Below are 21314 nucleotides of genomic sequence, written 5' to 3'. Positions count from 1 at the left end.
TGGTTTTTTTATGCCTGTAGTTTGGCGCTCCTTGTGACTGAAAACTCGCTCCCACTTGGGTCCGGTGTTTGGTCAGGTGCACCGCTTTCGAGCCCGCCTTGGGCCAAATACCCGCGCTCGACTATAAGTAATAGGGCCATCACCGGCTTTGGCATGAGCACTGCAACACCCCCGCGTCCTCCTCTCTCGCAAGGAACGCCATATGACGCAGAACGATCCGGGCAATGACTACCCTCTCAGTGAGGTGCCGATGCATGCCCGCAAGGGCCTGATGTCGACTGCCATGGTGCTGCTGGGCTTCACTTTTTTTACGGCGACCATGTTTGCCGGCGGCAAACTCGGGGTGGCATTCAGTTTTGCCGAAATGATGACGGTGATTGTCCTCGGCAACCTGCTGCTGGGCATGTATGCCGCAGGCCTGGGCTACATCGCCTTCAAGAGCGGCCTCAACTCGGTGCTGATGGGACGTTTCTGCTTTGGTGAACTGGGCAGCAAGCTCAGCGACCTGATCCTCGGTTTCACCCAGATTGGCTGGTATGCCTGGGGCACGGCCACGGCTGCCGTGGTGCTGGGCAAATATTTGCAGTTGAGCGACGGTACGGTGCTGGGGCTGATGGTGCTGTTCGGCCTGGTGTTCTGCGCCACGGCCTATGTCGGCTATCGCGGCCTGGAAATCCTCTCCTACATCGCGGTGCCGGCGATGATGCTGCTGCTGATGCTGTCGATGTGGGTTTCCACGCTGCAGATCGGTGGCCTCGACGCGCTGCTGGCAGTGGTGCCGAGCAGCCACATGGACTGGTCGACCGCCATCACCCTGGTGTTCGGCACCTTTGTCAGCGGTGCGACCCAGGCCACCAACTGGACCCGCTTTTCCCGTTCCGCCCGGGTCGCGGTGCTGGCGAGCCTGATCGGGTTTTTCCTTGGCAACGGCCTGATGGTCCTGATCGGTGCCTATGGGGCCATCGTCTATCAGCAACCGGATGTGGTCGAGGTCCTGCTGTTGCAAGGGTTCGCCATCGCTGCGATGGCCATGCTGCTGCTCAACATCTGGAGCACCCAGGACAACACCATCTACAACTTCGCCGTGGCCGGCTGCAACCTGCTGCGCACCCGGCGGCGCAAAACCGTGACCCTGGCCGGCGCCGTGATCGGCACTCTGCTGGCGCTGCTGGGCATGTACGACATGCTGGTCCCGTACCTGATCCTGTTGGGCACGGTGATTCCGCCGATTGGTGGAGTGATCATGGCGGACTTCTTCTACCGTTATCGTGGCCACTATCCGCGCCTGGCCGATGCCCGGCTGCCAGCCTTCAACTGGGCCGGACTCGGCGCCTATGCAGTCGGCACCGTCGCCGCGTTCGGCTCGCCGTGGGTCGCGCCGCTGGTAGGGATCGGCGCTGCCGCGCTAACGTATGTGGCATTGACCTGCGTCCTGGGGACCCGTAACTCCAGCGCAGCACTACCAGATCTATAAAGGGATTCGCCTGATGCACATCATCAACGCCCGCCTGCGCAACCGTGAAGGCCTGCATGAGCTGCACCTGGAAAACGGCCTGATCAGCGGGATCGCCCGCCAGACCGAGGCACCGACCCTGGGCCCCGACGACCTCGACGCGGGTGGCAACCTGGTGGTGCCGCCTTTCGTCGAGCCGCACATTCACCTCGACGCCACGCTGACCGCCGGTGAGCCGCGCTGGAACATGAGCGGCACGCTGTTCGAAGGCATCGAATGCTGGGGCGAGCGTAAAGCGACCATTACCCAGGAAGACACCAAGACCCGGGCGAAAAAGACCATCGACACCCTCGCCGCCCATGGCATCCAGCATGTGCGCACCCACGTCGATGTCACCGACCCGCAACTGACCGCGCTCAAGGCCATGCTCGAAGTGCGCGAAGAGAGCCGGCACCTGATCGACCTGCAGATCGTCGCCTTCCCCCAGGAAGGCATCGAGTCCTACCGCAATGGCCGCGAGCTGATGGAGGAAGCGATTCGCCTGGGCGCCGACGTGGTGGGGGGCATTCCGCATTTTGAATACACCCGCGACCAGGGTGTCAGCTCGGTGAAATTCCTGATGGACCTGGCCGAGCGCACCGGCTGCCTGGTAGACGTGCATTGCGACGAAACCGACGACCCGCACTCGCGCTTTCTCGAAGTGCTGGCCGAAGAAGCTCGCAGCCGCGACATGGGTGCGCGGGTGACCGCCAGCCACACCACAGCCATGGGCTCCTACGACAACGCTTACTGCGCCAAGCTGTTTCGCCTGCTGGGGCACTCGGGGATCAGTTTTGTCTCCTGCCCGACCGAGAGCATTCACTTGCAAGGGCGCTTCGACAATTTCCCGAAACGCCGGGGCGTGACCCGGGTCAACGAGTTGCTCGAAGCCGGCATGAACGTGTGTTTTGGCCAGGACTCGATCGTCGACCCGTGGTACCCACTGGGCAATGGCAACATCTTGCGGGTCCTGGAAGCCGGCCTGCACATCTGCCACATGCTCGGCTACCGCAACCTGCAAAGCTCGCTGGACCTGGTGACCGACAACAGCGCCAAGGCCATGGCCCTGGGCGACCGCTACGGGCTGGAACCGGGGCGGCCAGCCAACCTGCTGATCCTCTCGGCCGACAGTGACTACGAAGTGATCCGCAGCCAGGGACTGCCGCTGTACTCGATCCGCGGCGGCAAGGTGTTGATGAAACGCCAGATGCCAGTGGTCGAGATGTTTGGCTCGGCTTGATCCGATCGGCCTCATCGCGAGCAAGCTCGCTCCCACAAGGGGCCAGGCATGGCAAAAATCACCCTGTGCGAGCCTGCTCGCGATGGTCGTCAACGATAACGCGTGCTGCCTGAAACAACGCGTCGCCCTCAGGTTCTTCGCGAGCAGGCTCGCTCCTACAAAGGTTTGCTGGGTGTATGCGGGATTTGTGGGCAGCCTTAACCCTTGTGCGAGCTTGCTCGCGATGGCGGATCTGAATTCACCGGATCAAGCGCGCCGTCCCGAACAAGCTGACCCGGTTCAACTCACCGTCCTGCTCTTCGAGCAACACTGGGGCCGTGCCGCCGGGCATCACCACCGCCACCGTGCCCGCGGTCACCCAGCCGACACTCCACGCGGCACAGGCTACCGCGCTGGCGCTGGTGCCCGAGGACGCGGTCGGGCCTTCGCCACGTTCGAACACCCGGGCACTGAGGCGGTTGGCCGATTCGCGCATTGCCCATTGCAGATTGACCCCGGCGGCACAGGGCTGCCCCCCGCCGCTGGGTGGGGCGAATGCAATGCGAGTCAGGTCGTCCGCCAGGCCGGGAGCGGCCATCTGCAGGTTGCTCGGCAGCCCGTCCGCCTGGGTCACCAACGTCACGCAATGGGGGTTGCCGATGCGCACGAATTGACTGTGTTGCCACTGAGGATTGACCCGGGCCAGCTGTGGCACATGGCTCAATGGTCGCTGATTCAACTGCGCCGCTGACACTCCCTGAGCCGCCACCGCCGGCGGGCCGAACTGAGGTTTGCCCAGGTCCAGCCAAAACCCTTGCACAGCCTCGACTTCGGCCGCGTGTACCGAGGTTTGCACGGGCGACCGGGCGTTGCCCTGGTCATGATGGACCTTGAGCAGACTGCAGCCCTCGGCCAGCATCAAGCCCTGCTCGGTCAGCGCCTGGGCGAAGATGGTCAAGCCATTACCACTGCGCTCGGCCAGGGTCCCGTCGGTGTTGACGATCAACAGGTCAAAGGGCGCGGCCTGTTGAAATGGGCCGACCAGCAAACCATCGCTGCGATGCGCCTTGGCCCCGTCTGGCCGCGTGCCCGGCGCCCAACTGCAGCAGGCCAGGATCGCCCGTGAAGTCCAGGCCATTCGTTGTTGCGCCGCCTCGGCGGCGGTGTCAGGCAGGTCGATCCCCAGTTCGCGCAATTGCTGGGGGCTGACCACCGCATAGATGTTCCCGCGTGCATCAAACAACGAGGTCATGAACAGATCCTGGGTTGAGTCTGGAGTGATTGCCCACTGTAGGCGATTTCCTCGGATCAACGAACCACCTGGTGACGAACCCCGAGGTCGTCTGACGGTCACTGATGTGCAAGGATGTGCCCCTGTTTGTCGCTTCCATTGAAAGACCAAGGATTTTCCATGACCGCCATCACGTCACCCGCCCAGGTAATCCCTGGGCGCCTCGAGCAGATGTCGACCCGCATCGCATTCTTCATCGCCGGCTTTGGCATTGCCGCGTGGGCGCCGCTGGTGCCCTACGCCAAGGCACGGGCCGGGTTGGATGAAGGCACCCTCGGCCTGCTGCTACTGAGCCTGGGGGTCGGCTCGATCCTGGCGATGCCGCTGGCCGGCGTGCTGGCGACGCGCTTTGGCTGTCGGCGCGTACTGACCGGTGGCACGCTGCTGATCTGCCTGGCGCTGCCGTTGCTGGCGACGGTGTCCACGGTGCCCCTGCTGATTGGCGCGCTGTTCCTGTTCGGTGCCGGTCTGGGTACGGTGGACTCGACGACCAACCTGCAGGCGGTGATTGTCGAGCGCGCCAGCGGCAAGACCATGATGTCGGGTTTTCATGGCATGTTCAGCCTCGGTGGGATTGTCGGCGCGGCGGGGGTCAGCGCCCTGCTGGGCCTGGGCATTTCTCCGCTGGGGGCGATGGCCGTGGTGATCCTGATGCTGCTGGCGGCCCTGTTCAAGGCCGCGCCCCATCTGCTGACCTACGGCAGCGAAAGCACCGGGCCGGCGTTTGCGGTGCCCCACGGGATCGTGCTGTTCATCGGTGGCATGTGCTTCATCGTGTTCCTGGCTGAAGGCGCGGCACTGGACTGGAGCGCGGTATTCCTCGCCCAGGAGCGTGGGATCGACACGGCGTATGCGGGATTGGGGTATGCGGCGTTCGCCCTGACCATGACCATCGGACGCCTGACCGGCGACCGGATTGTCCGCCGACTGGGCGCTACCCGGGTGATCGTGTTCGGTGGCCTGACCGCCGCCGCGGGCTTGTTCCTGGCGACCTTTGCCCCGAGCTGGGAAGCGGCCCTGGTGGGCTATGCGCTACTGGGCGTGGGCTGTTCGAACATCGTGCCGGTGCTGTACACCGCGGTCGGCAAACAGACGGTGATGCCCGAAAGCATTGCCGTGCCGGCTATCACCACCCTGGGTTATGCCGGCATCCTCGCCGGGCCCGCAGTGATCGGTTTTGTCGCCCACGCCAGCAGCCTGAGTTTTGCCTTTGGCTTGATGGCGCTGTTGCTGGTGGCAGTGGCCATTGGCGGGAAAGTGTTGAAGGTGTGACAGCATCGCGAGCTGGCTCGTTTGTGGGAGCGAGCCTGCTCGCGATGAAAGCACTGCGGCCTATCAGAAACCAACGCTGGCCTGGACGAAGAAGGTCCTTGGCGCACCCACGTACATCCCCGCATTGTTGTCGCTGGAGCGGGTGAAGTACTGCTTGTCGAAGAGGTTTTTCACCCCGGCGCCGAGCTTCAGGTTCGACAGTTGCGCGCCAAAGTCATAGCCGCCACGCACGTTCCAGGTCACATAACCCGGGATGTCGCCGTACTGTCCGTCGGCAGTGCCTTCGGTGATGTAGTCGCCGCTGAAACTGCCATCGGCATTCACCGCAGTGCCCGGTGAGTGCTGCTTGGACTGGGCGAACGCATCGACGTTGTAGGTCCAGCGGTTGACGTCGTAACGCAGGCCGACGGTGGCTACCTGCCGGGAGTAGAACGGCAGGTCACGGCCCTTGAAGCCGGGGATCTCGCCTTCATACACGGCGCGGGTGTAGGTGACCCCGGCATTGGCGGTCAGGCCATCGAGCCGTGGGTCGAGCGCGGCCATGTCGTAGTGCACCGAGGCTTCAATGCCCTGGTGGGTGGTGGCGCCCAGGTTGGTCCAGCCGGCATCGTTGCTGATGTATTGCAGCTCTTCGTCGAAGTCGATGTAGAACAGCGTCACTTCAGCGCCCCACACATCATCGTTGTAGCGCGTACCGATTTCGTAGGTCTTGGCTTTCTCCGGATTCAGGCCGCTGGCGGTCTCGTCACCCGAACCGCCCTGGCCCAGCTGGAAATACTGCAAGGAGCCGAACGAGGTTTCGTAGTTGGCGAACAGCTTCCAGGCATCGGACAGGTGATACATCACGCTCAAGGCCGGCAGCGGTTCATGGCTGTCGATGCTGCGGCGTTTCTCCTGCACCGGTTTGCCCGACGTATCGAGCACCGGGCGGTCGTGCCACTCGGTGCGGATGTCTTCAAAACGAATGCCCGGGGTCACGGTCCAGTTGCCGACATCAATTTTGTTGTCGACGTAGAACGCGTTGGCTTCGGTGCCGCCGGTGCGGTCCTGGTACACGTGGCCGTCGGAGGTCGGGGTCTGCACCGGCTGGTTGTTCACCAGCGCCAGGCGGCTGGCCTGTTCGTGCATGCCCTCCTTGAGGTAGCGATAACCGACGCTGACTTCCTGGGAAGTCGGACCGACATCGAACACATGGGACACCCGTGGCTCGATGCCGAAGGTGTAGTAGGTGCGCGGGTAGGAACTCAGGGTTTTCTGGTCGCGGGCGGCGATGGTGCTGCCGCGAAAACTGTCGGAGTAGTAGGTCAGCACTTCGGCCTGGGTACGATCGCCGATCAGCCGCGCCCACTTGAAGGACACGTCCTTGCGCCGACCGGCGAAGTTGTCGTGGTCGCGCACCGACTGGTAGGGATCTTCGTCGTACTGTTGCTGGGTCAGCCCGCCGGGCATGTCAGCCTTGGCGTCGTAGTAGTGGAAGTTCAGCGAAAAATCGTCGACATCGGTGGGCGCCCAGTGAGTCTTGAGGATCACGTCGTCGATGTCGTTGTCGTTATTGCTCTGCCGATAGCCGTTGCCGTTGACCCCGGAGTACAACAGTGCCACGCCCATGCCGTTGTCCGCGGTGCCGCCGAGAAACGCCGTGTCGATGTGCTTCCAGCCACCGCGCTGGGAGGTTTCCAGGGTGCTGCCGATTTCCCCGGTGGCTTTCTCCGGGATGGCCCGGGTGACGAAGTTGATCACCCCGCCGACGTTCTGCGGGCCATAACGAACCGACCCTGCGCCCCGTACCACGTCGATGCTGTCGAGGTTGCCGGAAGAGATCGGCGCCATCGACAATTGCGGCTGGCCGTAAGGGGCGAAGGCGGCCGGGACACCGTCGATCAACACCGTGGAGCGCGGTGACAGGCGCGAGGTCAGACCGCGCACGCCGACGTTCAGGGAGATGTCACTGCCGCCCGTGCCGTTGGCGTCCTGGACCTGCACCCCGGGTACGCGCTTGAGCACGTCGCCGACGGTCATCGCACCCTGCTCGACCATGGCCTCACGACGGATCACCGTGCGTGCACCAGGGTGGTTCTGCACCACCGCCGCATTGGCGTCAGCCAGCCAGTCGCCGACCACCGTGATGTCGGTCACCCCCAGTTCCAGCGGACCCGCTGCGGATGTCGAAGTGGCGGCCGGGCTCAGGGTCACCGAACCCTGGTCGATCGAATACTCCAGGCCGCTGCCCTGCAGCAACTGGCGCAAGGCTTGCTCCGGCGACAAGTTGCCGTCCACCGCCGGCGCCTGCTTGCCGGCCACCAGTTGCGGATCGAAAAACACCTGCAGGGAGGTCTGCTGACCCAGTTGGCTGAGGGCCGTCCCCAAGGGTTGCGCTTGAATCTGGATATTGCCGCCAGCCGCCTCGGCATACGCCAGCGGCAGGCCCGCATTGACGGCCAGTGCCAGCGCCAGGGGCAGCCAACGGGAAGAAAGCGTGGCGGGTTTGTTGTTTTTCGCGCGGGGGTTTTTCACGTCGAACCTTGTCCTGTTGATCGCAAATAGGTGCGGCTGTTAATGCAAACCAGTTGCAGTTGGACAAGAAGACGAAGAACTCGAAAAAAACCTGAATCTATCGCGCAATTATTTCCTGGCTGCCGTCATCGCGGGTCCGGATCGCCACCGGCAGGATGCTCGGCAAGGCCTTGAGCAAGGCCTCGGTGTTGTCAGTCTTGAACACGCTGCTCAGGCGTAGATTGCCCACCGCTGCGCTGCCCACGGTCAACGGCCGCTGCCGATAGCGCGAGACTTCTGCTGCCACTTCACTGAGGCTGGCATCGTTGAACACCAGCTTGCCGCTGCGCCAGGCGGTCAGCGCCTGGGCATCGACCGCCCGGGCCGGGGCGACCCGACCCTGAGCGTCAACCCGGGTTGCCAGTCCCGCCGAGAGGCTGACGAATTCACTGTCGTGCCCCTGCACCTTGACCCTGCCCTGCTCCACCACCACCCGCGTTTCCTGAGCGTCGCGGCGTACATCGAAGCGAGTGCCCGTGACCGTCACCTTGCCCGTGCCCGCCGCCACCACAAAGGGCCGGCTGCTGTCGTGCGCGACGTTGAACATGGCCTCGCCCTGGGTCAGTTCGATGCGCCGCTGGTCGCCCTGGAAATTCACCCGGACCTGGCTGCGACTGTTCAGCTCGATCAGCGAGCCGTCCGGCAAGCTCACCTGGCGTCGCTCGCCCAAGACGGTGGAAAACTCTGCACGGTAACTGGCCGGACCACCCAGGCCATTGAACAGGCCGAAACCCACCGCCACCACCAGCACACTGGCTGCCACCGCATACTGCAGCAGTGGTCGGCGCTTGAGCTGCGTGGGTGGGGTTGCGCACAGGGCTTGCAAGCGCGCCTTGGGCACCAGCTCGGTGGCACGCCACAGGCCTTGCAGCAGTTGATATTCGTCGCGGTGCTGTGGGTGTTGCGCCAGCCAGGCGTTGAACCGTTGCTGGTCGCCTGGGTTCAGCGGTGCATCCTGCACACGGGAAAACCACAGCGCCGCCTCGTCGCGAACCGTGGTCTGTCCGCACGCGCAATCATGGTTATCCATCATGCAAGGTCCTGTCGGGCGGTGGCTGGAAATGGCTGGCTGTTCATGGCGCAGCCCCGTCGAGGCGCTCACGTAGATGCCGCAGGGTGCGGATCATATACTTTTCCACCATGTTTTTAGACAGTCCCAGGCGTTCGGCGATTTCCGCCTGGGTCAGCCCTTCGAGCTTCTGCCAGATGAACACCTTGCGACAGTTGGCGGGCAACTCGGACAGCGCCCGCTCGATGCAGTCTGCCAGCTGGATCGCGTGCATGTAGTGCTCCGGGTCATCGCTCGACGACCCACGAGGATCCAGCGCCTCGGACTCCATGGCGCCCCGCCGGTCCTCACGCCGATAACCATCCACCGCGATGTTGCGCGCAGTCTGGTGCAAATAGGCCCGCGGCTGCTGCACCTGGCTCGAGTCGGATTCCAGCACCCGCACGAAGGTGTCGTGGGCCAGGTCCTCGGCTTGCTGGCGATTTCTCAACCGGCGCGTCCAGGTTCCGACCAACTCTTCGTAGTGCTCGAAAAATCCGGGTCTGCGGGGCAGCTTGGGGGTCATCACGGTGCGCTGTGGTGGCGAGGGCGTGAATAGTAATGCTTCCTATTAATGCCGGCAATGCACCGCCCAGACCACTCATCCTCTCAACCCTTGCCTGCATTCGTTGTACCCGCTCTCAAGGCATGATCAGGGTGATCAGGTAATTACCCGAGCGTAGCGGCTTGCCGGTTTCGTCCACTAACTGATACTGCTGATCGAAATACCGACTGTCCCGCCCAGTATCGGACAGCAACTTGGCCTTGACCGCCGAAGCGTCACGCGCCGTGACATGACTCACTGGCATCACCCGTCGTGCCTCGATAGTCGCACCCCGGCTCTGCGCCGGGCACCCCGTCAACGCCACTACGGCACCCGCGCCCGTGCTCGAGGTGCAGGCGGGTTCGACAATCGCACCCTGAAAGTGGATAACGCCCTGCAAAGGCGCGCTGGCCGCCACACACGAGCCATTGAATACAGCGTACAAACTGATTCCGAGCAATAGCTGCTTGCCGTTCATGGTCAACACTCCTTAGGGGGTTAAGGACTGCATCGGCAAGTCTGGCTGGAATCTTGAGTTTTTAAAGCCACAGCGGTTTTTTGTGGAGGGTCGGGAGGAGGATTTCACGGTGCTTGTCAGCCAGGTCCACGGCAAATATGACAATCACGATCATTCGCGCGCTTCCAGCTTCTATCCCCCCACGAACCAGTAAAAACAGCTGCTATCGGTCGTAGATCAGGTCAAGCGGCTGGGCCTGCCAGCTCAACAGTACCGCCACCCCAGCGCAGGCCAGCAGCGTGCCGCCCAGGTTCTGACTCCAACCCGCGAGCATCAGGCCACTGCCTATCAACATGTAATACATCAAGCCAAACAAGGCGCCGGCAGTCCCCAAGCGATCGCGATAAGCCGCCAGTGCTGAACCCAGGATATTGGGGATCGCCATGCCAAACGCCATAACCACCAACAACATCGGCGCTAGGAACCAGACACTGGCGTGCAGTCCTTGTACCCCTATAGCCCCCAGCAACGCCACCATCCCAGCCATCGCGATCAGGCGTGGTCCCTTAACTGAGCGTTTGAGCAACTGCGTGTTCAACACCGCCCCCAGTCCCGATCCAAGGGCAAGAATCACTCCGCTATAGCCAAACAGTTCCGGACTCAGTCCCAGGCGTTGAAACTCGAAGGGCGCGAGGCTGTAGTAGCTCAAAAGCGCAATGTTGAATACCGCCACCAACAATGCTGAACGCCAGATCGCGATGTCCTTGAGCATCAGCCACAAGGTTGCGAACAGGGGGGGTGCGCAACGGCGCTCAGGTCGCGTCTCGGGCAAAGTCCAGGCACACCAGGCGACCAGGGCCAATGCCAACACCAAAAGACAAACCTGCACACCTCGATAGCCAAATTCGCTAACCAGCGTCATACCGGCAAAGAGACCCAGCGCCGGACTGATTGCCAGGGCCATGCCGACCAGGGAGAACACGCGCGCCAACGCCGCCCCCTCGAAAAGGTCCCGCAACACTGTTTGTGTCCCCACCGAACCGACCGCAGCACCGAAGGCTGCCAGTGCTTGCACCGCCAGCAGAACACTGAAGGTGCTGGCCACCAGGGCCATGACCGAGGCGACGGCATACACTGCCAGGCCCGCGAGCATCGTGGGTCGTCGCCCGATCTGGTCACAGGCTCGCCCCCACACCACCACGCCGGCGGCGAATGCCAGAAAGTACACTGATAGAAGTTGGGCGGCGACGGCAGGCGTCACCCGAAATACTTGTCCGATATCGGTTAACGCCGGACTGTAGAGGGTTTGTGCGACCTGCCCAAACATCAACAGGGCAATGGCCAGGCGTAGCAAATTACTGGTGTCCATGACGGCTCACTCACCTAAAGGAATGGTGGTGATTTTAAAGTAGCGTTGTTGACGTATTATCTTGATCAGGACAAAAAACCACTAAGATCGGACAATGTATGGCATGGCTTGAAGCCCAGGCATCTTTCGACCCGGACGTATATCCCGCCGAGGTCATTGGCATTGCAGCCTGCCTGGGCAACCATGACTCAGGCCTGCATGAGCACGAACGCGGGCAGTTGTTGTTCACCCGCCAGGGCTGCACCCGGATCACCCTGGCCGGACAGCTGTGCCTGTTGCCCCCATCGCGCGCGGCATGGATCCCGCCAAGGGTCAGCCATCGCGCAGTCATGCAACACAGCGTCGATTACCGATCCGTTTACCTGACTGCGCAGCTGTCTGCATCGTTACCCCGCAAGGTCTGCGTGATCGAGGTCAGCCCGTTGCTGCAGGCGGTGCTGGAACCGATTGCCATGGCCCCGTTCGATACCGACTGGCAACAGGGCAAGTTCATGCATCTGCTGCAATTGTGTCTGGGTGAAATCCGTGAGGCCAGCCTCCAGCCGATGCTATTGCCCCTGCCTTGGGATCATCGTTTGGCGCCCTTGCTGACCACGCTCGAGGACCTGCCGCCACAGTTAGACGTATTGGCCACAAGAGTGGGTGCCAGTAGCAAAACCATTGGACGGATATTCCAGCGGGAAACGGGCATGGGCTATCAGCAATGGCGCCAACAGTGGCGTCTGATGCGCGCCATCGAATTGCTCGCCACCGGTCGCAACATCAGCTACAGCGCCTTCGAGTTGGGGTTTGCCAGCGACAGCGCGTTCATCGCATTTTTCAAAGCCATGACCGGCACGACACCCGGCGTCTACTTCCGATAACGGGAGTTGCACACTAGAACGGCAAATACCGGCAGCGACCTGCCGCAGCGCTACGGCGTCAGCAAGAACCTCGCAGGCCCGCAGAGCAACATGCTAGATTCGCGCTTCAACCGGCACGACAACAAGGAGTGTTCACCGATGAAGTTCGGCTACCTGATCATCTACGTCCCCGACGTTCGCGCGTCCCTCGAGTTCTTCTCCTCGGCCTTCGGCCTGGCCACACGATTCATCCATGAGTCGGGCACCTACGGCGAGCTGGAAACCGGCGAGACCGCCCTGGCCTTCGCCGCCGATGAACTGGCCGGGATGAATTTCAGCGCTGGCCACGTCTCGGCCCACGCCAGCGCCAAACCACTGGGCATGGAAGTCGCCCTGGTCACCGACGACGTGCTGGCGGCCCATGCTCGTGCATTGCAGGCCGGCGCCCGGGAAATCGCCGTGCCGGTGCACAAACCCTGGGGACAAACCGTGTCCTACGTGCGCTGCCCGGACGGCACGCTGGTGGAACTCTGCTCGCCGATTGCCTGACGCCTACCCTCACCTCGGAGCGTGCGCATGCCCAACATCAGTTATCAAGGCGGGTGCCTGTGTGGCTGGATTCGCTACACGGCCATGGGTCCTGCGGACAATCCCCACACTTGTTCGTGCAGGAACTGCCAGCAGCACAGCGGAGCGCTGACCGCGACCTGGGTCGAGTTCCCCCGCGCCAATGTCACCTGGACGGGTCCCGGTGGCCTGCCCGCCACTTTCCGCTCATCGGACTATTCCAGCCGGGCATTCTGCGCCCGCTGCGGCAGCTCCATCGGCGCGCTCGACGACGCCCCGACTGTCGCCCTGTTACTCGGCGGTTTTGATCAGGCCGATCAGCCAGCGCTTGCCCCTACGGCTCACTCATTTACCGATGGCTGCCCTGCCTGGTGGAAGATCAACGACCCGACTCAAGGCCACTGACAAGGTGGCTACCCGCGACGACGCAACCACTGTAGAAAACCTTTCTTCGCCAGTACCTTGGGCACTTCCTGGCTCAGGGCCTGGGCGCTGTGCAGGCGGTAGTCGAGCAAAGCTTGGATTGCTTCGCTGATGTCATGGCGGGCGTCGAGGCAGGGTTTGAGGTAGGCCTTCTCGATGCGGTACAGGGTGCAGAAGGTCTTGGCCGAAAAGTCCGCCGGCAGCGAGGCATCGGAGAGGATGCCGGCTTCGCCAATCACTTCCCCCGGCCCCATGCGCCCGGCTTCGAACGGGCTGCCGTCGCGAGTGAGGCTCACCGAGACCACGCCCGATTCGATGATGAACAAATGATCGCTGACCTCGCCCGCGGGCAGGATCATCTCGCCGGCACGCAAGGTTACGAGCTGCATGTTCTGGCTGAAGGTGTCTTTTTCGTCCGGGCGCAGGGTGGAGAATATGCTCGAGCTTTCCAGCAGTGCCCGCGGCCTCGAGTAGCCTTCTGGTGCCTGGTTTTCCGCGCTGGACAAAAGACTCACACCCGAAGCCTGCAAGTGCCGGAAGGCCAGGTCGAACAGCGCATTGCGCGCTTCACGCTTGTGCAGCATGGAGCTGACAAAAGCGCTGATCTCGTACTCCACGCCGCTGCTGCTGACACTTTTCAAGGCCACGCTGGGGGCAGGTTTCGCGAGTAACTGCCGGCAACCCTGCATCGCCCGCTCCAATGCTTCGATCACTGTTTGCGGGCGGGCATGGGGGCTGACCTGCACGCTGACCGCAATGCCGAAAATGTCGCTCGGCCGACTGAAGTTGATGATCTTGGCCTTGGCCGCCAGTGAGTTGGGAATCACCGCCATGCTGCCCTGGGAGGTCTGCAGGCGCGTGGCACGCCAATCGATGTCGATGACCCGGCCTTCCATGCCGTCGATGGAGATCCAGTCATCGAGTTGATAGGGTTTGGTGGTGTTGAGCACGATCCCCGAGAACACATCACTGAGGGTACTTTGCAGCGCCAGGCCGACAATGATCGCCACCGCCCCGGAGGTGGCCAGCACGCCCTTGACCGGCAGGTCGAGGACATAGGCCAGGGCGGCAATCACCGCAATCAGGAAAATCACCGCGCCCAGCAGGTCCTGCAACAATCGCCCGGTATGCCCGACGCGCTGCATCATCAGCGCGCCGATCAGCACCGTCAGGGTTCTCGCAGCGAACAGCCACCAGCCGATCTGCAGGCCGGTCGCCGCCAGGTGCAACGGCACATTGTCCGGCCAGGGCGCGGTCTGCAGCGGGTTCAGGCCTTCGTTGAACAGCACCATGCTGAACAGCGAGAAAATCAGCACCCGCACCAACAGCTTCCAATAGCTGCTACTGGCGCTGAGCAACCGCCACAACAGCATGTCGAGAAGAATCAGGGCCAAGGCGCAGATCAGCGGATGATCAGTAAAAAAGGACAGCATCGAACCACTCCAGCCAAGCCAATGCCGTGACGACTGCACGGATTGGGCACAGTGTAGGAGCTATTGAGGGCAGGCAAAGAAGCGACCGCAGAAAAACCTGTAGGAGCAAGCGTGCTCCTACAGGGGGTGAGGGATGGCGTACGGAATCGGGGTACGCCACCCGGGCAAGGTTACTTGCTGTTGGTCAGGGTGTTGTAGCTGGTCATCAGGTTGCGGTAGTCCGGGATGTGGTTGGAGAACAAGGTGCCCAGCCCTTCCACATCGTTGCGCCAGTCGCGATGCAGCTCGCACGCCAGGCCGAACCAGGTCATCAGTTGGGCGCCTGAGGACGACATGCGATCCCAGGCCGATTGCCGGGTCAATTCGTTGAAGGTGCCGGATGCGTCCGTCACCACGAACACCTCAAAACCTTCGGCCAGGGCCGAGAGAGCCGGGAACGCCACACAGACTTCAGTCACCACACCGGCGATGATCAGTTGCTTCTTGCCAGTGGCCTTGATTGCCTTGACGAAGTCTTCGTTGTCCCAGGCGTTGATCTGGCCAGGACGGGCAATGTACGGCGCATCCGGGAACAGTGCCTTGAGCTCGGGCACCAGCGGACCGTTGGGGCCGGTTTCAAAGCTGGTGGTCAGGATGGTCGGCAGCTTGAAGTACTTGGCCAGGTCGGCCAGGGCCAGCACGTTGTTCTTGAAACGATCGGGGTCGATGTCGCGCACCAGCGACAGCAGGCCTGCCTGGTGATCCACCAACAGAACGGCGGCGTTATCCTTGTCCAGACGCTTGTAAGAAGTAGTCATTGCAGTAGTCCTCGCGTGTTATCGATGCCGAGTGAATGTCGGCGTGGGGGTACCCGGTTAGCGCTGGGAGTCCAGCACTTCGTGTTCGTTCGCCACTTGTTGAGCCTTGATGTAGCTCTCGATCAGCAATTGATAATGCGGCATGGCCTGGGCGTAGACAGCCGCCCACTGCTCGGCATCTGGACGGTTCCACGAGCCTTGCAGCTCAGATAGCGTAGCCATGATGTCGATCGGCACCACCCCTGCTTGCGCCAAGCGAGCAATGGTCAGATCAGTGGCCAGTTTCGAGTGGTTACCGGAAGCGTCGACCACCGCAAACACCTTGTAGCCTTCATGCACCGCCGCGATCGACGGGAACGCCAGGCAGACGCTGGTCAAGGTGCCCGCGATGACCAGGGTTTTCTTGCCGGTAGCTTCGACCGCCGCGCGAAATTCAGGATTGTCCCAGGCGTTGATTTCACCTTTGCGCGCCACGTACCGGGCGTGCGGTGCCTCTTGATGAATTTCCGGAATCAGCGGCCCGTTCGGCCCCTGAGGTACCGAGGCAGTGGTGATCACCGGCATCTTCAACAAGGTCGCCGCCTTGGCCAGGGCAATGGCGTTGGCACGCAGTTGCGGCACGTCCATGTCCTTGACGATCTGGAACAGGCCACTTTGGTGGTCGATCAACAGCAGCGCGCTGTCGTTGGGGTCGATGGTCGGTTTCAGGCCGTTGAAGTTGGCCGCGTTGTGGGTGCTCATGTGCGTTTCCTCTTTCGTTTGGGCAACAGCCATCCCTGGCCCAGGAACCGGCCTACGCATCCTGTGTAGAGCGGGTGGTTGAACCGGTACTGCTTAACCCTGCATCTGGCCGAAGCGTCCGGACTGGAAGTCGGCGAACGCCTGGTGAATCTCCTGCTCGCTGTTCATTACGAACGGACCGTGACCGACGATCGGCTCGTCGATCGGCTCACCGCTGAGCAGCAGCACCACGGCATCGCCGTTGGCTTCCAGGCTAAGTTGGTCGCCATTGCGTTCGAACAGCGCCAACTGCCCTTGACGCACCAGTTCCTGGCCGTTGACCTGAACCGTGCCGCGCAGCACCACCAGGGCGGTGTTGCGACCTTCGTGCAGGTCCAGGTTGAGCACCTTGCCGGCATTCAGGCGGATGTCCCAGACGTCGATCGGGGTGAACGTGCGCGCCGGCCCCTTGTGACCGTCGAACTCACCGGCAATCAGACGCAGACTGCCGGCCTTGTTCTTCAGGGCGATGCTCGGGATGTCTGCATCGAGGATCGTCTGGTAGCCGGCCTCGGCCATTTTGTCCTTGGCGGGCAAGTTGACCCACAGCTGGACCATCTCCAGGGTGCCGCCCTTCTTGGCGAACGCCTCGGAGTGGTACTCCTCGTGCAGGATCCCGGAGGCCGCGGTCATCCATTGCACGTCGCTAGGTCCGATCTTGCCGCCGCTGCCGGTGGAGTCGCGGTGCTCCACTTCGCCGTCGTAGACGATGGTCACGGTTTCAAAACCGCGGTGCGGGTGCTGGCCAACGCCGCGCCGGGCATTGGTGGGGGTAAATTGCGCAGGACCGGCATGATCGAGCAGCAGGAATGGGCTGATGTGCTTGCCCAGGTTGTCGTAGGAAAACAGTGTGCGAACCGGGAAACCATCGCCCACCCAGTGCGTTTTTGGGCTGGTGTAGATACCGATGATGTTTTTCATGGTGCCTCCGAATGGGTTGAGTCAGAACATGGACAAAGCTTAAATCCGCCACCTTTGATGGGATAGACTGCAAAAATCGCTCTTAGCGTTCTATTTGAGGAACGATAGTGGAAGACCTGAACACCCTGTATTACTTCACCGAGGTGGTTGAACACGGCGGATTTGCCGCGGCCGGGCGTGCCTTGGACATGCCGAAATCCAAGCTCAGCCGGCGTATCGCCCAGCTCGAAGAGCGCCTGGGCGTGCGCCTGATCCACCGCTCCAGCCGGCATTGCTCGCTCACCGAAATCGGCCAGGCCTATTACCAGCGCTGCCTGGCGATGCGCGTGGAAGCGGAAAGCGCCGCCGAACTGATCGAGCGCAATCGCTCCGAACCCCAGGGCCTGGTGCGCATCAGTTGCCCGACCGCGCTGCTCAACTCCTGGGTCGGGCCGATGCTGACGCGCTACATGCTCAAGTACCCGTTGGTGGAGTTGTTCATCGAGAGCACCAACCGCCGCGTCGACTTGATCCACGAGGGCTTTGATATCGCCCTGCGCGTGCGTTTTCCGCCCTTGGAAAACACCGACCTGGTGATGAAAGTGCTAGGCAACAGCACCCAGGTGCTGGTGGGCAGCCCGGCGTTTGCCCAGCGCTTGTCGGCGCCCGCCCTGCCCGCCGACCTGAGCGGACTGCCCAGCCTGCACTGGGGCGCGGCGCAACGGGAATACCAGTGGGAGCTGTTCGGCCCGGAAGGCGCCACTGCGCTGATCCGCCATCATCCGCGCCTGGTAACCGACGACTTGATCGCCCTGCGCACGGCCGTCCTGCAAGGCCTGGGAATTGCTCATCTGCCGGCCGTGGTGGTGCGCGACGACCTGGCCGCCGGGCGCCTGATCGAACTGGTGCCGGGCTGGGCGCCCAAGTGCGGGATTGTCCATGCGATCTTCCCGTCGCGTCGCGGTTTGTTGCCATCGGTGCGCGCCCTGATCGACTTCCTGGGAGAAGAATTCAGCCACAGCGACATCGCGTAGGAGCAAGGCTGGCCCAAAGGCATTGCTCCGGACTGGGATTAACTCGCGCGGCTCAGCCTTTGAGGGACTGGTCCAGACGCCGCATAGCGGACCCTAGATCTTGCACCGCCTGCTCCAGGGCCGCACTGCCGGCGGATTCCTGGCAGGCGGACTCGAGCAGCTCGCAACCGTGAATCAGTTGCCAAGCCCTGACCATGTTTGCCCCGCCCTTGATGCGGTGAGCCAGCTCCAGCAAGCCTGGCACATCGCCTCGTGCATGCAGTTCCTGCAGGCGCGCCATGTCCTCGGCATTGCTGGCCGCCAATTGCACCAGCAGAGCGTCGATCATCGCTGGATCATCCCCGCTCATCAGCCGCAGCCCACTGAGGTCGATACCAGCCGCGGCATCACCGACTGACACAGGCGACAACGGCCCGTCGCTGTTGAGTGCGCCCCGCGCAAGGGCGGCACTGAGGTCGCGCAGGCCAATGGGCTTGAACAGGCAATCATCCATCCCGGCCTCCAGGCAACGGATCTTTTCCTCGGGTTGGGCGTTGGCGGTAAAGCCCAGGATCAGGCAGCAAGGCAAGCCCAGGCGACGCTCTTCGTCGCGGATCGCGGCCGCCAATTCATAACCGTTGAGCGCGGGCATGTGGCAGTCGCTGATGACCACGTCGAACGCCTGGTCACGCCAGGCTTGCAGCCCTTGCGCGCCATCGTTGGCGACCTGTACCTGATGCCCCAGGTGGCTCAGTTGTTGGGCGAGCAACTGGCGATTGGCCGGATAGTCATCCACCACCAGCACATTCAACGAACGCCCTGGTTCCGCTGTCGGCACATCGCTGCCGGGCGGCAACTCGCTCAAGGATGGCAGCGTCGGTAGGTCGAGGGTGACTTCGACCCGGGTACCACTGCCCAGCACACTGCTCAGGTGCAGTTGCCCCGCCATCATTTCGCACAAGGAGCGGCTGATCACCAGGCCCAGGCCCGAGCCACTGCGCCCGTGCTGCGAGCCCTGGGCTGCCTGCACGAAGGGGCTGAACAGGCGTTGTTGGTCATTGGTGCTGATGCCGATTCCGCTGTCCTCGATCAGCACCTTGACCACCACATGCCCGGCAATGTTGCCTGATACCACCCGCAACCTCAGGCGAATGTAGCCGGCGTGGGTAAACTTGATAGCGTTGCTCAACAGATTGGACAGAACCTGTTTGAAACGCATCGGGTCGATCAACACATCACGCTGGCAGTGCACGTCCAGTTCCACCTGCCACTCCAGGTTTTTCTGCCGCGCCAGGCCTTCGAAAACTGCACTCAACGATGTCACCAGCAGTCGCAGGTTGGTCCGCTCCGGCACCAGGGTCAAATGCCCGGACTCGATCCGCGAGATGTCGAGAATGTCGCCAATCAGCTCCAGCAGGTGCTGCGCGGCATTCGATGCGACCTCGATCGCGACGCGGTCGGTCACCCCCTGTTCGGCACTTTTGCTCGCCAGCTCCAACATGCCGATCAGCGCGTTCATCGGCGTGCGGATTTCATGGCTCATGGTTGCCAGGAAGGTGCTCTTGGCGCGGTTGGCGTCGTCGGCGTCGGCCCGGGCCTGCTGCACTTGATCCAGCAACAGTTGCCGCTTGCGGATCAACTGCCGCTGATAAGTGATCCAGCCCAGCGCCAGCAGCAACAACAGGCTGGCGGCCACAAAACCTTGGATGATCGGGGTGCGATAGCGCGCCCAATAGCTGTCGTTGACCGGCTGTCCAGTGCGCCAGCGGTTGGCCAACTCGTCCATTTCTTCCGGCGCAATACTGAGCAACGCCTTGTTCAGGATCGACTGCAACTCAACCGCCCCACGCTGCGTGGCAAAGCTGATGTGCACCGGTTCGGCGCCCACGGTACTGGCCACCTGGAGCTGGTCACGGTATTGCCGGGCAATGATGTAGCGCGCGCTGATCAAGGTATTCAACGCCGCCTCCGCCCCGCCGCTGGCCACCAGCGCCATCGCCTGGGCGGGACTGTCGACCTCGATGAAGCGCACGTTGGCGGCCTGGCTGCGGATCAGCTCGCGTTGCGGGTTGCGGCTGACCACCGCCACCCGCTTGCCCGCCAGATCCTTGAGCGTGACCGGGGGCTGGTTGCCGATCGCGCAGACCAATACATAAGGGTTGATCAGATAAGGTCGAGTGAACCGCAGCAAGGCCTGGCGTTCGAGGGTCGGGGTGATTCCGGCCAGTACGTCCAGCTCGCCGGCCTGGAGCCGGGCGATCTGGCCACCGAGGGAGTCACCCGCCAGCGCCTGGAATTTCAGCCCGGTACGCAGGCTGATACGGTCCAGGACCTGGGCGCCGAGCCCGGCAAATTGTGCATTTTCGTCCTCATACGACAGCGGTGCGAAGTTGCGCAGGAAGCCAACCTTGACCTGGGGGTGTTGCTCCAGCCATCGCTGCTCGCTCGCGCTCAACTGCACCTGTTGGTTGTCGCCAAAACTGCTGCCGGCGCTCCAGCGGCGCAGGATGCTGGTGCGCTCCTGCTCGGGAATCGCCGCCAGCGCGGCGTCGATGATGCGCCGCAACCGCGGGTTGTCGACACTCAGGGCAAAGCCGAACGGGTTGACTTCCAGCCGCGCGAATTGAGCCAGTTGCACGTTGCTCAGGTAGTGGTTGTTGATCAGGTAGCTGGCGCTGATGGAGTCTCCCAGGTACACATCCGCTCCGCCAAACGCCACCGCGCCGACTGCGTTCAAGGTCGAGTGATACAACTCCAGGTGCGCCTTGGGATAAGCGGCCCGGATAGTCTGCGGCGGCAGGTAATGGTCGAGCATCGCCACCCGCAGGTTCGCCAGATCGGGGGCCAGGCGCGCATTGTCGCCCCGGCGGGTCACCAGGATGGGCGCATCCTCGGCATAGGCGCGGGACATCACCAACTGCGGGTCGGCCGCTTCAAAACCATTGGCCGCCCCCAGCAGATCGACCTCGCCCCGTTTGAGCGCGGCAATCACCGCCTGACGCGAATCGTAGCGTTGGACTTCCACCCGGATATGCAGCAACTGGCCGATCAACCCGGCAAAATCGGCGGTGATACCCTCGAAATTATCCCCATTGATCGTGTTTTCGAAAGGTGGGTAATCCGGCGCCGAAGCGCCCAACCGCAAACGGCCCTGGGTCCTCAGCCAGCGCCGGTCGGTTGCCGCGAGCTCGACCCGATAACCTTCGACACTCGAGCGCCCCAACAACTGCAAGGGTTGCGGTCCGGCGGCAGGGCTGTTCGCCGACCACCACAGGTTGAGCAACGTCAACAGCAGCAGCCAGGCGCGCATGTCG

General features: G+C 62.6%; 18 protein-coding genes. 7 read left to right on the top strand and 11 right to left on the bottom strand.

What is annotated here, in order from left to right; all coding sequences use genetic code 11:
• Positions 1 to 202 precede the first annotated feature (202 nt).
• Positions 203 to 1474: a cytosine permease gene (gene codB / locus PspS04_RS08400; RefSeq protein ID WP_159994563.1), complete on the top strand. Its 1272-nt coding sequence runs from the start codon at positions 203 to 205 to the stop codon at positions 1472 to 1474.
• A gap of 13 nt (positions 1475 to 1487) precedes the next feature.
• Positions 1488 to 2732 carry a cytosine deaminase gene (codA, locus tag PspS04_RS08395; RefSeq protein WP_159994561.1) on the top strand — a complete coding sequence of 415 codons (1245 nt, stop codon included), beginning with the start codon at positions 1488 to 1490 and terminating at the stop codon, positions 2730 to 2732.
• Between the two features lie 238 nt (positions 2733 to 2970).
• Here the strand turns inward: codA and PspS04_RS08390 are convergent, their stop codons facing one another.
• On the bottom strand, positions 2971 to 3963 hold the full coding sequence (locus PspS04_RS08390; RefSeq protein ID WP_159994559.1) for a diaminopimelate epimerase: 993 nt from the start codon (positions 3961 to 3963) through the stop codon (positions 2971 to 2973).
• Positions 3964 to 4122: 159 nt separating this feature from the next.
• Between PspS04_RS08390 and PspS04_RS08385 the strand changes: the two genes are divergently transcribed.
• Positions 4123 to 5274, top strand: a complete 1152-nt coding sequence (locus PspS04_RS08385) for an MFS transporter (RefSeq protein WP_159994557.1) — start codon at positions 4123 to 4125, stop codon at positions 5272 to 5274.
• A gap of 63 nt (positions 5275 to 5337) precedes the next feature.
• Here PspS04_RS08385 and PspS04_RS08380 read toward each other — a convergent pair whose 3' ends face one another.
• The 5 genes from PspS04_RS08380 to PspS04_RS08360 all read right to left on the bottom strand — a co-directional run bounded on the left by PspS04_RS08380 (position 5338) and on the right by PspS04_RS08360 (position 11245).
• Entirely contained in the window at positions 5338 to 7788 is a 2451-nt protein-coding gene (locus PspS04_RS08380; RefSeq protein ID WP_159994555.1) for a TonB-dependent siderophore receptor, read from the bottom strand.
• Between the two features lie 97 nt (positions 7789 to 7885).
• Positions 7886 to 8860, bottom strand: a complete 975-nt coding sequence (locus PspS04_RS08375; RefSeq protein WP_159994553.1) for a FecR family protein — start codon at positions 8858 to 8860, stop codon at positions 7886 to 7888.
• A gap of 40 nt (positions 8861 to 8900) precedes the next feature.
• A complete protein-coding gene (locus tag PspS04_RS08370) occupies positions 8901 to 9401 on the bottom strand; it encodes a sigma-70 family RNA polymerase sigma factor (protein WP_095167737.1) in 501 nt (166 codons plus the stop codon).
• A 115-nt stretch (positions 9402 to 9516) separates the two neighbouring features.
• Entirely contained in the window at positions 9517 to 9897 is a 381-nt protein-coding gene (locus PspS04_RS08365) for a type 1 fimbrial protein (protein WP_159994551.1), read from the bottom strand.
• 202 nt (positions 9898 to 10099) lie between these two features.
• Positions 10100 to 11245 carry an MFS transporter gene (locus PspS04_RS08360; protein WP_159994549.1) on the bottom strand — a complete coding sequence of 382 codons (1146 nt, stop codon included), beginning with the start codon at positions 11243 to 11245 and terminating at the stop codon, positions 10100 to 10102.
• Between the two features lie 98 nt (positions 11246 to 11343).
• Between PspS04_RS08360 and PspS04_RS08355 the strand changes: the two genes are divergently transcribed.
• From PspS04_RS08355 to PspS04_RS08345, 3 genes are all read left to right on the top strand, one after another.
• Positions 11344 to 12108 carry an AraC family transcriptional regulator gene (locus PspS04_RS08355; RefSeq protein ID WP_095167732.1) on the top strand — a complete coding sequence of 255 codons (765 nt, stop codon included), beginning with the start codon at positions 11344 to 11346 and terminating at the stop codon, positions 12106 to 12108.
• Between the two features lie 138 nt (positions 12109 to 12246).
• Complete coding sequence (locus tag PspS04_RS08350) at positions 12247 to 12636, top strand: VOC family protein (RefSeq protein WP_159998756.1); 390 nt, start codon at positions 12247 to 12249, stop codon at positions 12634 to 12636.
• Positions 12637 to 12663: 27 nt separating this feature from the next.
• Positions 12664 to 13059 carry a GFA family protein gene (locus PspS04_RS08345; RefSeq protein WP_095167729.1) on the top strand — a complete coding sequence of 132 codons (396 nt, stop codon included), beginning with the start codon at positions 12664 to 12666 and terminating at the stop codon, positions 13057 to 13059.
• Between the two features lie 8 nt (positions 13060 to 13067).
• Here PspS04_RS08345 and PspS04_RS08340 read toward each other — a convergent pair whose 3' ends face one another.
• The 4 genes from PspS04_RS08340 to PspS04_RS08325 form a co-directional block, all read right to left on the bottom strand.
• Positions 13068 to 14510 carry a mechanosensitive ion channel domain-containing protein gene (locus PspS04_RS08340; RefSeq protein WP_159994547.1) on the bottom strand — a complete coding sequence of 481 codons (1443 nt, stop codon included), beginning with the start codon at positions 14508 to 14510 and terminating at the stop codon, positions 13068 to 13070.
• 170 nt (positions 14511 to 14680) lie between these two features.
• Entirely contained in the window at positions 14681 to 15307 is a 627-nt protein-coding gene (ycaC, locus tag PspS04_RS08335) for an isochorismate family cysteine hydrolase YcaC (protein WP_095167725.1), read from the bottom strand.
• Between the two features lie 57 nt (positions 15308 to 15364).
• Complete coding sequence (locus PspS04_RS08330) at positions 15365 to 16048, bottom strand: isochorismatase family protein (protein ID WP_095078858.1); 684 nt, start codon at positions 16046 to 16048, stop codon at positions 15365 to 15367.
• Between the two features lie 93 nt (positions 16049 to 16141).
• Entirely contained in the window at positions 16142 to 17008 is an 867-nt protein-coding gene (locus tag PspS04_RS08325; protein WP_159994545.1) for a pirin family protein, read from the bottom strand.
• Positions 17009 to 17112: 104 nt separating this feature from the next.
• On the opposite strand from PspS04_RS08325, the gene PspS04_RS08320 reads away from it, so the two are divergent.
• Positions 17113 to 18021, top strand: a complete 909-nt coding sequence (locus PspS04_RS08320) for a LysR substrate-binding domain-containing protein (RefSeq protein ID WP_095167722.1) — start codon at positions 17113 to 17115, stop codon at positions 18019 to 18021.
• A gap of 52 nt (positions 18022 to 18073) precedes the next feature.
• Here PspS04_RS08320 and PspS04_RS08315 read toward each other — a convergent pair whose 3' ends face one another.
• Positions 18074 to 21310: a transporter substrate-binding domain-containing protein gene (locus PspS04_RS08315; RefSeq protein ID WP_159994543.1), complete on the bottom strand. Its 3237-nt coding sequence runs from the start codon at positions 21308 to 21310 to the stop codon at positions 18074 to 18076.
• Positions 21311 to 21314: the final 4 nt, after the last annotated feature.

The organism is Pseudomonas sp. S04 (assembly GCF_009834545.1).
In the GTDB taxonomy this organism is placed as follows: domain Bacteria; phylum Pseudomonadota; class Gammaproteobacteria; order Pseudomonadales; family Pseudomonadaceae; genus Aquipseudomonas.
This window is presented reverse-complemented; position numbering and strand designations above follow the sequence as displayed.

Bases quoted from the DNA above. Each gene is read 5' to 3' on its own strand.
- codB (WP_159994563.1), top strand. From the start codon at position 203: ATGACGCAGAACGATCCGGGCAATGACTACCCTCTCAGTGAGGTGCCG.
- codA (WP_159994561.1), top strand. From the start codon at position 1,488: ATGCACATCATCAACGCCCGCCTGCGCAACCGTGAAGGCCTGCATGAG.
- PspS04_RS08390 (WP_159994559.1), bottom strand. From the start codon at position 3,963: ATGACCTCGTTGTTTGATGCACGCGGGAACATCTATGCGGTGGTCAGC.
- PspS04_RS08385 (WP_159994557.1), top strand. From the start codon at position 4,123: ATGACCGCCATCACGTCACCCGCCCAGGTAATCCCTGGGCGCCTCGAG.
- PspS04_RS08375 (WP_159994553.1), bottom strand. From the start codon at position 8,860: ATGATGGATAACCATGATTGCGCGTGCGGACAGACCACGGTTCGCGAC.
- PspS04_RS08370 (WP_095167737.1), bottom strand. From the start codon at position 9,401: ATGACCCCCAAGCTGCCCCGCAGACCCGGATTTTTCGAGCACTACGAA.
- PspS04_RS08365 (WP_159994551.1), bottom strand. From the start codon at position 9,897: ATGAACGGCAAGCAGCTATTGCTCGGAATCAGTTTGTACGCTGTATTC.
- PspS04_RS08360 (WP_159994549.1), bottom strand. From the start codon at position 11,245: ATGGACACCAGTAATTTGCTACGCCTGGCCATTGCCCTGTTGATGTTT.
- PspS04_RS08355 (WP_095167732.1), top strand. From the start codon at position 11,344: ATGGCATGGCTTGAAGCCCAGGCATCTTTCGACCCGGACGTATATCCC.
- PspS04_RS08350 (WP_159998756.1), top strand. From the start codon at position 12,247: ATGAAGTTCGGCTACCTGATCATCTACGTCCCCGACGTTCGCGCGTCC.
- PspS04_RS08345 (WP_095167729.1), top strand. From the start codon at position 12,664: ATGCCCAACATCAGTTATCAAGGCGGGTGCCTGTGTGGCTGGATTCGC.
- PspS04_RS08340 (WP_159994547.1), bottom strand. From the start codon at position 14,510: ATGCTGTCCTTTTTTACTGATCATCCGCTGATCTGCGCCTTGGCCCTG.
- ycaC (WP_095167725.1), bottom strand. From the start codon at position 15,307: ATGACTACTTCTTACAAGCGTCTGGACAAGGATAACGCCGCCGTTCTG.
- PspS04_RS08330 (WP_095078858.1), bottom strand. From the start codon at position 16,048: ATGAGCACCCACAACGCGGCCAACTTCAACGGCCTGAAACCGACCATC.
- PspS04_RS08325 (WP_159994545.1), bottom strand. From the start codon at position 17,008: ATGAAAAACATCATCGGTATCTACACCAGCCCAAAAACGCACTGGGTG.
- PspS04_RS08315 (WP_159994543.1), bottom strand. From the start codon at position 21,310: ATGCGCGCCTGGCTGCTGCTGTTGACGTTGCTCAACCTGTGGTGGTCG.